10 protein-coding genes are annotated in these 12,186 nt (G+C 72.2%); 6 read left to right on the top strand and 4 right to left on the bottom strand.

All coding sequences use genetic code 11. The annotated features are described in order from the left end of the window. Nucleotides 1-21 precede the first annotated feature (21 nt). From ACFWQG_RS06185 to ACFWQG_RS06175, 3 genes are all read left to right on the top strand, one after another. Nucleotides 22-621, top strand: a complete 600-nt coding sequence (locus ACFWQG_RS06185) for a TetR/AcrR family transcriptional regulator (RefSeq protein ID WP_378506699.1) — start codon at nt 22-24, stop codon at nt 619-621. A 111-nt stretch (nt 622-732) separates the two neighbouring features. Continuing rightward, on the top strand, nt 733-2,349 hold the full coding sequence (locus ACFWQG_RS06180; protein ID WP_378506698.1) for a succinic semialdehyde dehydrogenase: 1,617 nt from the start codon (nt 733-735) through the stop codon (nt 2,347-2,349). A gap of 85 nt (nt 2,350-2,434) precedes the next feature. Next, complete coding sequence (locus tag ACFWQG_RS06175) at nt 2,435-3,256, top strand: SDR family NAD(P)-dependent oxidoreductase (RefSeq protein WP_378506697.1); 822 nt, start codon at nt 2,435-2,437, stop codon at nt 3,254-3,256. Nucleotides 3,257-3,329: 73 nt separating this feature from the next. On the opposite strand, the gene ACFWQG_RS06170 is transcribed toward ACFWQG_RS06175, so the two are convergent. Next, complete coding sequence (locus tag ACFWQG_RS06170; protein ID WP_378506696.1) at nt 3,330-5,090, bottom strand: proline--tRNA ligase; 1,761 nt, start codon at nt 5,088-5,090, stop codon at nt 3,330-3,332. 59 nt (nt 5,091-5,149) lie between these two features. Here ACFWQG_RS06170 and yaaA point away from each other — a divergent pair, with 59 nt between their 5' ends. Further along, nucleotides 5,150-5,890: a peroxide stress protein YaaA gene (yaaA, locus tag ACFWQG_RS06165; protein ID WP_378506695.1), complete on the top strand. Its 741-nt coding sequence runs from the start codon at nt 5,150-5,152 to the stop codon at nt 5,888-5,890. Between the two features lie 110 nt (nt 5,891-6,000). Then, nucleotides 6,001-7,827 carry a neocarzinostatin apoprotein domain-containing protein gene (locus ACFWQG_RS06160; RefSeq protein WP_378506694.1) on the top strand — a complete coding sequence of 609 codons (1,827 nt, stop codon included), beginning with the start codon at nt 6,001-6,003 and terminating at the stop codon, nt 7,825-7,827. A 9-nt stretch (nt 7,828-7,836) separates the two neighbouring features. Here the strand turns inward: ACFWQG_RS06160 and ACFWQG_RS06155 are convergent, their stop codons facing one another. Continuing rightward, nucleotides 7,837-8,703 carry a class I SAM-dependent methyltransferase gene (locus tag ACFWQG_RS06155; protein ID WP_378506693.1) on the bottom strand — a complete coding sequence of 289 codons (867 nt, stop codon included), beginning with the start codon at nt 8,701-8,703 and terminating at the stop codon, nt 7,837-7,839. A 47-nt stretch (nt 8,704-8,750) separates the two neighbouring features. Between ACFWQG_RS06155 and ACFWQG_RS06150 the strand changes: the two genes are divergently transcribed. Continuing rightward, entirely contained in the window at nt 8,751-9,332 is a 582-nt protein-coding gene (locus ACFWQG_RS06150; RefSeq protein WP_378506692.1) for a helix-turn-helix domain-containing protein, read from the top strand. Nucleotides 9,333-9,350: 18 nt separating this feature from the next. Here ACFWQG_RS06150 and ACFWQG_RS06145 read toward each other — a convergent pair whose 3' ends face one another. Further along, nucleotides 9,351-10,850, bottom strand: coding sequence for an MFS transporter (locus tag ACFWQG_RS06145; protein WP_378506691.1), 1,500 nt, complete (start codon nt 10,848-10,850; stop codon nt 9,351-9,353). A gap of 11 nt (nt 10,851-10,861) precedes the next feature. Continuing rightward, nucleotides 10,862-12,076: a uroporphyrinogen-III C-methyltransferase gene (gene cobA, locus ACFWQG_RS06140; RefSeq protein WP_378506690.1), complete on the bottom strand. Its 1,215-nt coding sequence runs from the start codon at nt 12,074-12,076 to the stop codon at nt 10,862-10,864. Between the last annotated feature and the right edge of the window lie 110 nt (nt 12,077-12,186).

Raw genomic sequence — 12,186 nt, 5'->3', positions numbered from 1 at the left:
ACATGCGCGCAGGCGACGGATATGCTGCACACGATGCCAACACCAGTCGAACCCGGTCCGCGGTCCGCGTCCCCCGAGACGGCGATGCTCGACGCCGCGCGGGACGAGTTCGAGCGGTACGGGATCCGGCGCACCAACATGGACGACATCGCCCGCCGGGCGGGGATCTCCCGCAGCACCCTCTACCGGCGCTTCCCGAACAAGGACGCCCTCGTCGAGACCCTCGTCCTTCGCGACACCACGGCCTTCTTCGCCGAACTGGACCGGGTTGCCGCGGACCGGGATCCGCGCAGCGCGGTGGTGGAGTGCTTCACCCGCGGCGTCCGGCTCACCCAAGAGATGCCGCTGGTCACGCGGATCCTCGAGAGCGAGCCGGAGCTGATCCTCGGGCTCACCAACCGCACCGACGGCGCCCCGATCGCCCAGGCCGCCGCGCAGGTCGCGACGACGCTGCGACGCAGCGGCGTCACGATGTCGGACGGGGACCTGCACGCGGTCGCGGAGATCCTGGTTCGGATCGCGGTGTCGCTGATGCTCAATCCACAAGGCCAACTGGATATCTCGGACCAGGATGCGGTACGGAGGTACGCCGAGCGCTACCTCGTCCGGCTGGTCTGGTGACCCGCACCCACCGCTGACCGGGACGCTCCGCCGATCCACCGCGTTCACCGACCCGCGTCTCGGTCCCGTCCACGCAACCCCGTCGCTCCGCTCTCCCGAACCGAGGAGACCATGAGATCCGCACCGCTGCCGTCCCCCTCGCCCACCGGCGAGCGCGCCACCGACCCCAACCAGGAAGCGCCGCCCCCGCGCGTCGGGGCGGACCTGCTCACCGCGCTGCGCGGTCAGCTGCCACCCGGAGACGAGATGCACCGGGCCCGAGCACCGTTCACCGGTCGCGCGCTTCCGGCGGTCCCGCAGTCCACCCCGGCCGCCATCGCCGCCGCGGCCGCGGCCGCACGCGCCGCGCAGACCGCGTGGGCACAGACCCCGATCCGGGACCGGGAGCGGGCGGTGCTGCGGTTCGGGCGGGCGCTGCTGGGCCACCACGACCTGCTGTGCGACCTGATGCAATGGGAGACCGGCAAGGCCCGCGTGCACGCGGCGGTCGAGGTGCAGGGCGTGGTGTCGGTGGCCGCGTACTACGGCCGCACCGGGGCCCGGCATCTGCGCGCCCGGCCTGCCCGCACCGCGATGCCCGGCGTGGTGCGCGCCACGGTCGGGTACCGACCGAAGGGCCTGGTCGGGGTGATCGCCCCGTGGAACTATCCGCTGTTCCTCGCCGTCGGCGACGTCATCCCCGCCCTCATCGCGGGCAACGCGGTGCTGAGCAAGGCCGACTCGCAGGCGCCGTTGACGCTGCTGCTGGCCAGGAAGCTGGCCACCGATGCCGGGATTCCGCCCGCGGTGTGGCAGGTGGTCGCCGGGCCGGGCAGCCGGATCGGGCCCGCGGTGATCGATGCCGTCGACCACCTGTGCTTCACCGGGTCCACCGCCACCGGCCGGGAGATCGCCCGGCACTGCGCGGACCGGCTGATCGGGGCGTCCCTCGAACTCGGCGGCAAGAACGCGATGATCGTCTGCGCCGACGCCGACATCGACGCCGCGGTGATGGGTGCGGTCCAGGCGTGCTTCTCGAACGCCGGGCAGATGTGCATCGGCATCGAACGCATCTACGTGCACGACCGGGTGTATCCACGGTTCGCGACCCGGTTGGCCGAGCGGGTCGGGCGGATGCGGCTCGGCGCCGACTACACCTACGACATCGACATGGGCTCGCTCACCTCGCCGCGTCAGCTCGCGGCCACCGCCGCGCACGTCGAGGATGCCGTCGCGAAGGGCGCGACCGTGCTCGCGGGCGGCCGACCGCGACCCGACCTTGGTCCGCTGTTCTTCGAGCCGACCGTCCTCGCCGACGTCACCCCCGACATGGCGGTCTGCGCGGAGGAGACCTTCGGGCCGGTGGTGTCGCTGTACCGGGTGGCATCCGATGACGAGGCCATCACCCGCGCCAACGCCGGCGACTACGGGTTGAGCGCCAGTGTGTGGACGCGGGACCTGAACCGGGGCAGGCGGATCGCGGAGCGGGTGGTCGCCGGTGCGGTGAACGTCAACGACGGGTACCTGTCGGCGATCGCGGCGCTCGACGCGCCGATGGGCGGGATGCGGGCCAGCGGCGTCGGACGGCGGCACGGCCGCGACGGCATCGTCCGGCACACCGAGCCGCAGACGGTCACCACGCAGCGGGTCGCCACCGCCTACCCCGACCGCTTCCGTGCCACGCTGCTGCGCGCGATGACGCTGCGCGCCCGGCTGACGTTGCGCCCGCACCGAGGGGGACGACGATGAGTCCGATCGGCACGGCGGCCCGGGACCGCGGCGAGGCCGCCGCCACCGCGTGCCGCACCATCGACGAGGTGCGGGAGGGGCACGCGTGAGGGGAATCGTTCTCGACGGCCGGGTCGCCGTCGTCACCGGCGGAGCCCGCGGCATCGGTCGGGCCGTCGCCGCCGCGCTGCAGGCCGCGGGGGCCCGGGTCGCGATCGGGGACGTGGACACCGCCCGGGTCGCGGCGACGGCCGCCGACCTGGGGGTCCTCGGCGCCCGCCTCGATGTGACCGATCCGGTGTCGGTGGCCGCGTTCCTCGACGAGGTCGAGTCGACGCTCGGGCCGGTCTCGGTGTGGATCAACAACGCGGGCATTATGCCGATCGGGCCGCTGCTCGACCAGGACGACGCGATCGTCCGTCGGGCGGTCGAGGTCAACGTGCTCGGCGTGCTGAATGGTGCCAGGGCCGCGGCGCGCCGGATGACCGCGGCCGGCGGTGGACGGATCGTGAACGTCGCGTCGATCGCCGGGCGGATGCCCGCCCCCGGCATGGCCGTGTACACCGGCACCAAGTTCGCGGTGGTCGGGTTCGGTGAGGCGCTCGACGCCGAGCTCGCCGACCGCGGGGTTCGGGTGTCGACGGTGCTGCCGTCGTTCACCAACACCGAACTGATCGCCGGAACGACGCCGGGCCCGCTGACCCGGCCGATCCCGCCGGAGCAGGTCGCGGCCGCGGTGGTGCGGGTGCTGCGCCGCGGCAGCAGGCACGCGGTGGTGCCGGGCAGGTTGTCGGCGGGGAGCGCACTGTGGCAGCTGTTTCCGCGCCCCGCCGCCCGGCTGCTGCGTCGGTGGATCGGCCTCGATCGGGTGTTCCTCGAGGTCAGCAGCGACCGAGCGGCCTACGAGCGGCGCATCGCCACCGACTGAGCGCGCCTGCGGCGCCCGGTGCGTGATGTGCACCCCGGTCGGGGTGCACATCACGCACGGTTCACGCCACGGGTCAGCCGCGGACGATCGCGAGGACCTCGTCGAGGGCGGAGTCGGCGGGCACCTCGCGGGACGCACCGGTGAAGCGGTCACGCAGTTCGACATTGCCGTCGGCGTAGCCGCGGCCGACGACCACGACCAGCGGGACACCGATCAGCTCGGAGTCCTTGAACTTCACACCCGGCGAGGCCTTGCGGTCGTCGAGGATCACCGACAGGCCCGCCTTGTCGAGCTGCGCGGCGAGCACCTCGGCGCCGGCACGGGCGGCGTCATCCTTGTTCGCGATGACCAGGTGCACGTCCGCCGGGGACACCTCGGCGGGCCAGCGCAGGCCCTTGTCGTCGTGCTGCTGCTCGGCGATCACCGCGACCAGGCGGGAGACACCGATGCCGTAGGAGCCCATCGTCGGGCGGACCGGCTTTCCGTTCTCCCCGAGCACGTTGACCTCGAACGCGTCGGTGTATTTGCGTCCGAGCTGGAACACGTGCCCGACCTCGATGCCGCGGGCGGCGACGAGCGTCCCCGCGCCGTCCGGGGAGGGATCGCCGTCGCGGACCTCGGCGGCCTCGATGGTGCCGTCCGGGGTGAAGTCGCGGCCCGCGACCATGCCGACGACGTGCCTGCCCGCCTCGTCGGCACCGGCGATCCAGGACGTGCCCTCCGCGACCCGCGGGTCAACGAGGTAGCGGACCCCGTTGTCGAGCAGCGCCTTCGGGCCGATGTAGCCCTTGACGAGGAACGGGTGGGCGGCGAAGTCGGCGTCGGTGAGGAGGGTGAACTCGGCGGGCGAGACGGAGGCCTCGAGCCGCTTGTCGTCGATCTCACGGTCGCCGGGGACCCCGATCCCGAGCAGTTCCCATTCCTCGCTGCCGGGCAGCTGGGTCTTGACCACGATGGTCTTGAGGGTGTCGGCTGCGGTGACCGGACGCCCGTCATCGACCGTGACGCCGGACTCGTTCGCCCAGTGCACCAGTGCGGCGATGGTCGCGGCGTCGGGGGTGTCCCGAACCTCGGACGCAGGGAGCCCGGCGAACGGGATCGGTGCGGGCGCGGGTGTGGTGACGGCCTCGACGTTCGCGGCGTAGCCGGACTCGACGCAGCGGACGTAGGTGTCCTCTCCGATCTCGGACTCGGCGAGGAACTCCTCGGAGGCGGAGCCGCCCATCGCCCCGGAGGTCGCGGAGACGATCACGTACTTGACGTCGAGCCGCTGCAGGATCCGCTCGTAGGCGTCGCGGTGCGCCTGGTACGAGTCGGCAAGCCCCTCGTCGGTGAGGTCGAAGGAGTACGAGTCCTTCATCACGAACTCGCGGCCGCGCAGGATGCCCGCGCGCGGACGCTGCTCGTCGCGGTACTTCGCCTGCACCTGGTACAGGGTGACCGGGAAGTCCTTGTACGAGTTGTACTCACCCTTGACGGTGAGCGCGAACATCTCCTCGTGCGTCGGACCGAGCAGGTAGTCGTTACCCTTGCGATCCTGCAAGCGGAACAGGTCGGGGCCGTACTCCGTCCACCGATTCGACGTCTCATACGGATCACGCGGCAGCAGCGCGGGCAGCGAGATCTCCTGGGCGCCAATGGCGTCCATCTCCTCACGGACGACACGTTCGACCTCGCGCAGCACCCGCAGGCCCAGCGGCAACCACGAATAGACGCCCGGCGCGATGCGGCGGACGTAGCCGGCGCGGACGAGCAGCTTGTGGCTCGGGACCTCGGCGTCGGCCGGGTCGTCGCGAAGGGTGCGCAGGAACAGCTGAGACAGGCGGGTGATCACGGGGTACCAGGATAGTCGGGGCGCCTGCCGTTCGCCGCGGCCCGGTACCGTTACCGCTCGTGCTGGTACTGCTGCCCCCCTCCGAGACCAAGTCCGACGGCGGCAGGGGTGCCCCGCTCGACCTCGGGGAACTGTCGCTGCTGAAGCTCACCGCGACCCGCGAACTGCTGGTCGACACCCTCGTCGCCCTCGCGGCGGACGTGGACGCGTCGAGCCGGGCTCTCGGCCTGAGCGCGGGCCAGGCCGACGAGATCGCCCGCAACGCCGCGCTGTGGACCTCGCCGACCCGGCCCGCGCTCGAGCGCTACACCGGCGTCCTGTTCGACGCCCTCGACGCGACATCGTTCACCCGCGCCCAGCGGGCGAAGGCGCTGGCCCGGCTGGCGATCGGCTCGGCGCTGTTCGGCGTGGTCCGGGCCGGCGATCCGATTCCCGCGTACCGACTCTCCGGCGGGTCGCGGCTGCCGGGCATGGGCACCCTGCAGTCCCTGTGGAAGCCGGAGCTCACGTCGGCGCTGGAGGCGGAGGACGAGGGCCTGGTGCTGGACCTGCGGTCGGGCACCTACCAGCAGCTCGGACCGGTCCCCGGCGCGGTGACGGCGACCGTGCTCACCGAGAAGCCCGACGGGAGCCGGTCGGTGGTCAGCCATTTCAACAAGCACCACAAGGGACTGCTCGCGCGCGCCCTCGTTGTCTCCCGCGCCGAGCCGACCGACGTGCAGGGGGTTGCGCGGGTGGCGGCGAAGGCGGGCCTGACGGTCGAGATCGCGTCCCCCAACGAACTGGTCATCCTGACCTGAGCGGCGTCCACGCCGACCGGTCCGCCTGAACATCCGTCCAGCACATAGGTTAGCCTCACCTGCTGTTCGCTTGTGGTGTCGCGTCGGCGACCCGAGCCAGGGAGTTGGGAATGCGGGTGTTCGGTCGAGTCGCGGTCGCGGCGGCGGTCGTCGCGCTGTCGGCGGCGATGCCGCTCGGTCAGGCGGCGGCCAACGAGTTGCCATTCGGGTCGTCGGGGGGTCCGATGTCGATCGGCCCGATCGACATCGACTTCGCCCCCGGCGCGGGCGCATTGGCGCTGTCCCGAACCACCGGACTTCACACCGGTGAGCGGGTCACCGTCTCCGGCAACGGATTCAAGCCGGACACCCCGCTGTACCTGGCGCAGACCGTCACCAAGCCCGTGGTCGGGTTCCCCACCGTGTACGGGCAGGAGGCGAAGGTCACCACCGACGCCGCAGGCACGTTCACCGCGGAGATCGAGGTCGCCCGCACCTTCAAGGGCGTCGACTGCCTCGCCGCTGACTGCTTCGTCGCAGCCTTCGCGGCCTTCCCGTCGATCTTCACCGACCGCAGCCAGGACGTGTGGAATCCGATTTCGTTCGCGTCCGACGCGGAGGTGGCGACCGAGGGGTCGGGGGCAGCGCCCGGAACCGGTGGTCCGGTGACGACCGTCGCGAAGACGACCGGGATCAGCGCCGGCGGGGAGACCGTTCGGGTGTCGGGTACCGGGTTCTCCGCTGCCGGCGCGGGCCTCTACGTCGGCCTCGCCGAAACAGCCCGCTACAACCCGCTCGACGCGGACTCGTTCGCCAGCACGGTGTACGTGCGCAGCGCCGAGATCACCGGCGGCGCATGGAGTGTCGACCTTCCAGTGCAGGCGCAGGTCGGCGGGACCGACTGCCTCGACCGGCCGTGCGCGATCTACACCCTCGCCGCGCACGGCTCCTCGGACCGCAGCCAGGACACGGTCACGCCGGTGACGTTCGACCCGGCAGGCGCGCCCGCCGCCGCGACGCCCGCCGCCGACCACCCGGCGCCGTCGGCGCGGGCGGGCACGCCCGCGGTGACCGCATCCCGCACCTCCGGACTCGACGCCGCAGGCGACAGCGTCACCGTGTCGGGCACCGGCTTCGCGACCGACGGTCCCGGCATCTACGTCGGTGTCGCGCAGTCGAACCGGTTCTCCACCACCGACGCGTCGGCGTTCCAGGACGCCCGCTACATTCGCGCCGCCGACATGCCGGGCGGCGCGTGGTCGACCACGCTGAACGTCACCGGGGCGTTCGGTGACAGCGACTGCACCCGCAACGCCTGCGCGATCTACACCCTCGCCGCGCACGGCTCGGCGGACCGCAGCCAGGACACCGCCACCCCGATCACGTTCGTCGGCGCCGCGCCAACCACCATCACCGCAGTGCCCGACCCGACCGGAACCGCCGCGGTGACGGTGTCCCGCACCGACGGGCTCGCCGCCGCAAGCGAGACCGTCACCGTCACCGGGACCGGCTTCTCCGGTGCGGGGGCGGGCATCTACGTCGGGCTGATCCAGGACGACCGCTACTCGGCAACCGACGCGTCCGCGTGGATCACGACGGCCTACCTGACACCGGACCGGATCGCCGACGGCGGGTGGACGACCGAACTGGATCTGACTGCGGTCCGGGGCGATTCGGACTGCACCCGCAACCCCTGCTCGATCTACACCGTCGCCGCGCACGGCTCGGCGGACCGCAGCCAGGACACCCGCACCCCGGTGACCTTCGGGACCGCGGCGTCGGCGTCGCCCGCCGCACCGTCGACCACCCCGGCCGCACCCGAGGTCCGCACCCTCGCGGACACCGAAGCCGAGCCGGCGGACGACGGCAGCCCGATCGCTCCGATCGCGGTCGGCATCGCGGCGGTGGTCATCGCCGCGGTCGGCGTCGGGGCCGTGCTGCTGCGCAGGCGCGGATAGCGGGACCGCTCACCGGGGGCGGAGCGCCGCCCAGGCCGTGCGACTGCCGCGGACGGTCAGGTCGGCACGGCCCGCCAACCCGTCCGGTCCGTCCCCGAGGACCCGGTCGAGGGCGGCCAGGTCGTCGGCGGCGCGGGTCTCCGCGAGGACGCCGCGGGCGCGCCGCAGGAAGGTCGACGCGTAGCGGGCCGTGTTCGGTGTCGCGGCGCACTCGATCGCGAAGGTGCGCTGGTCGGCGACCTCGAACCCGGCCGCCTCGAGGTGCTCCCGCCAGTCGGGGTGAGCGTTCCACCCGGCCCGGAGCAGCGCGGCGTGGCAGCGGGCCTCAAGTCCGGTCCTGCCGAATCCGAGGTCGTCGGGGAGAAACCGCGGGAAGCCCTCCATCTCGACGACCACCAGCAGGCCGCCGGGGTTCAGCGCGGCCCGGACATCGGCGAGCACCCGATCCGGGTCGGAGACCTCGTGCATCGCCAGCGCGGCCCAGGCGACATCGACGGAATCGAGGTCGGGCCATGCCGCATCGAGATCGGCCCGGATGGTGCGCACCCGATCCCCCAGCCCGGCCGCCGCGGTGGCCACCCGGACCCGGTCGAGCATCACCGCCGATCGGTCGATCGCGGCCAGGCCCGCGTCCGGGAACCGCCGCGCCAGCGCGAGGGTGCCGGTGCCGGTGCCCGCTCCGATGTCCGCGACGAGGTGCACCTCGGCCGGTGCGCGCCGTGCGGCCCACTCGGTGAGGTCATCGAGGAACGATCCGAGCACCTCGGCGTCGAGGTCGAGCATCTCCGCGAGCCCGGACTCGTCGTGACCGTGATCTGTGTGGCCGTGACCGTGGCCGTGACGGTCGGAATGGTGTGCGTGCGAGTGTCGATCCATGGCCCCACGCTAGCCGGACAATGCCTATCCGGCATACACTCTTGCCCATGACGCAAGATCAGGTGTTAGAGGACGTGGTCCGCCGCCGCATCCGCAGCCTGCGAACGGCCCGCGGCTGGTCCCTGGACGCCCTCGCCGCGCGCTGCCACATGAGCCCGTCCACGCTCAGCCGCATCGAGACCGGCCACCGACGGATCGCCCTCGACCAGCTGGTGCCGATTGCCCGCGCCCTCGACACCACGCTCGACCAGCTCGTCGAGTCCCCCGACGACGAGGACGTCGTGATCCGGCCCGAACCGCAACGCAGGCGCGGCGTCACGACGTGGCTCCTCTCCCGGGAGAACACGCTGCCCGGCGTCACCGTCGCGAAGCTGCGGATCACCGACATGACACCGCTGCCCGCGGACGCGCTCGGCGTCCACCCCGGCCTCGAGTGGTTCACGGTGCTGTCCGGGACGGTGCGCCTGCAGCTCGGCGACCGCACGATCCGCGTCGAGGCCGGTCAGGCCGCCCAGTTCTCGACGATGACCCCGCATGCGATCACCGCCGCCGACGGTCCGACCGAGATCCTGTCGATCCTCGACCGCGACGGCCAACGCGCGCACCTGCAGCCGGCGGACGACCACTGACCGGTCGATCCCGGTGGGTCACGCCTGCTGCGCCGCCTTCTCCGCGGCCTGCGCCTGCGCGACCTGCTGGGGGGTGAACCGGATGAACAGGGCTGCGATGCCGGCGATCGCCGCGCAGGCCGCGCTGCCAACGAGCGCGAAGGTGTAGCCGTTGCCGAGGGCGACGACCTGGTCCGCGGTCATGTCCGCCACCGCACCCTTGACCCCGCCCAGGGACAGCGTCCGCGATGTCGCCATCGCCCCGACGACGGCAAGGGCGAGCGGTCCGCCGAGCGTCTGCGCGACCTGGGCGATCGCCGCGAGGGGACCGATCTCGGACGGCCCGACACCGGCGATTGCGCACAGCGGCAGCGGCACCACCGCGAGACCGACCCCGAACCCGATGCCGATGACCGGAACGAACAGGTTGGCCCAGTAGGTCGCGGACCCCTCGAGCGTCGACCCGTACAGCAGTCCGACGACCATGATCACGGCGCCGGTGAGCACCAGCCAGCGCGGCTGGATCCGCACCACGAGCTTGGAGGCGATCGCGGCGGCGGCGCCGAGCCCGAACGCGAACGGGATGAACGCCATGCCCGCCCGCAGCGGGCTGTAGCCGAGGATGTCCTGTACGAACAGCGCAACGTAGGCGGCAACGCAGAACATCACCGCGCCCGCGAAGAAGATCGCGATGAAGGTGGCGACCCGGTTGCGGTCCTGGAACAGGGTGAACGGCAGCAGTGGGTTGTCGGCCCTGCGTTCGACGAGCAGGAAGGCCGCGAGCAGCACGATGCCGCCGATCGCGGTGCCGATCACCGGTGCACTGGTCCAGCCCAGTTCGGGGCCCTCGCTCATCGCGAACACGATCCCGGTGCAGCCGAGGGTCGCAAGGATCGCCCCCGGCACGTCGAGCGGCAGGCGCTCACTCTCCGTCTCACGCAGCGCGACGACCGCGCACGCCACGATCAGCAGTCCGATCGGGACGTTGATCAGGAAGATCAGCCGCCACGACACCTCGGTCAACGCGCCACCGATGATCAGGCCCGCGATGGACCCGATGCCGGTCATCGCGGCGAAGATGGCGATCGCCTGGTTGCGCGCCGGTCCCGCGGCGAACGTCGTCGCGACCAGCGCGAGGGCGGTCGGCGAGGCGACCGCGGCGCCGGCACCCTGCAGGAACCGTGCCAGGACCAGGGTGATCTCGTTGACCGCGAGGCCGCACGCCAACGAGGCGACGGTGAACACCGCGACACCGCCGATGAACATCCGCTTGCGGCCAAAGGCGTCACCGAGCCGCCCACCGAGCAGCATCAGGCCACCGAAGGCCAGCGCGTACGAGGTGAGCACCCAGTTCCGGCCGCTGTCGGACAGCCCGAGGTCCTGCTGCAGCGGCGCCAGCGCCAGGTTGGCGACGGTACCGTCGAGCACCACCATCATCTGCAGGCCGCTGAGGACGACGATGGCGAGCCCGATCACCCGCGTCGCGGCCGCCTTCGCGGGGGAGGCGGTGGCGGTTTCGGTGGCGCGTGAGTCAGACACAAGCGTTCACGTTACCGATCGTTTACCGAGAAGCCCGCGGTCGGACCGACGACGATGATCGCCGGCGGGCGGATGCCCTCCTCCTTGATCCGGTCGGCGACGGTCGCGAGGTCGGCCCGCACCTCCCGCTGCCCCCGGGTGGTGCCCTCCTGGATCACCGTGACCGGGGTGTCGGCGGGCCGTCCGCCGTCGACGAGTGCGGTGGCGAACGCGCCGATCCGCTCGACGCCCATCAGGATCACGATGGTGCCGCGCAGCCGCGCCAGTGCCGACCAGTCGGTCAGCGAGTCCGGGTGGTCCGGCGCGACGTGGCCGCTGACGACGACGAACTCGTGCGTCACCCCCCGATGGGTGACCGGGATCCCGGCCGCGGACGGCACCGCGATCGCGCTGGTGATGCCGGGCACCACGGTCACCGGAACCCCGGCGGCCGCGCAGGCCTCGAGTTCCTCGTAGCCGCGCCCGAACACGTAGGGGTCGCCGCCCTTGAGCCGGACCACGAACCGACCCGCCCGGTACCCGTCGATCAGGGTCTCGTTGATCGCCTGCTGCGCCATCGCCCGCCCGTAGGGCAGCTTCGACGCGTCGATGACCTCGACGTGCGGCGGCAGCTCGGCGAGCAGTTCCTGCGGCGCCAGATGGTCCGCGACCACGACGTCGGCGCGGGCGAGCAGTCGGCGTCCGCGGACGGTGATCAGGTCGGGGTCGCCGGGGCCGCCGCCGACCAGCGCGACGCCGGGGGCGCGGGTCTCCTCGTCGGTGAGGGTGCCCGCCTGCAGGGACTCGACGATTGCGGTGCGGACCGCCGCCGACCGTCGGTGTGCCCCGCCCGCGAGCACGCCGATCTCGAGGCCGTCGAACGAGGCGCTGGCCGGGGTGACGGCGGTGCCCTGGACGGCGCTGTCGGCGCGGACGCAGAAGATGCGGCCGCGTTCGGCCTCCGCGACGATCGCGGCGTTGGTCTCCGGCTCGTCGGTGCAGGCGATCGCGTACCAGGCGCCGTCCAGGTCGCCGTCCCGATAGGCGCGGAGGTCGGCGGTTATCTGTCCGGCGGTGACCATGCCCTCGACCGCGGGCGTGACGGTCCGCGCGATCACGTGCACCGCTGCACCGGACGCGACGAGCAGGCCGAGGCGGCGTTGGGCCACGGTGCCGCCACCGACCACGACCACCCGGCGGCCGGTCAGATTCAGACCGACGAGGTAGTTCGACTCGTCTGCTGCCACTTCACTTCTCCTTCATGCGCTTCGCGCCCGTGCGTGATTTTTTCCCCGATCGGGGGAGACACCCCAGACGGGTTTGTCTTGTCCCCCAACAGTACAGGTGGGGGGGGAGA

The organism is Rhodococcus sp. NPDC058532 (genome assembly GCF_042719255.1).
In the GTDB taxonomy this organism is placed as follows: Bacteria; Actinomycetota; Actinomycetes; order Mycobacteriales; family Mycobacteriaceae; genus Rhodococcus_G.
Note: the sequence above shows the minus strand (reverse complement) of the source record. Positions and strands in the feature narration are given on the sequence as shown.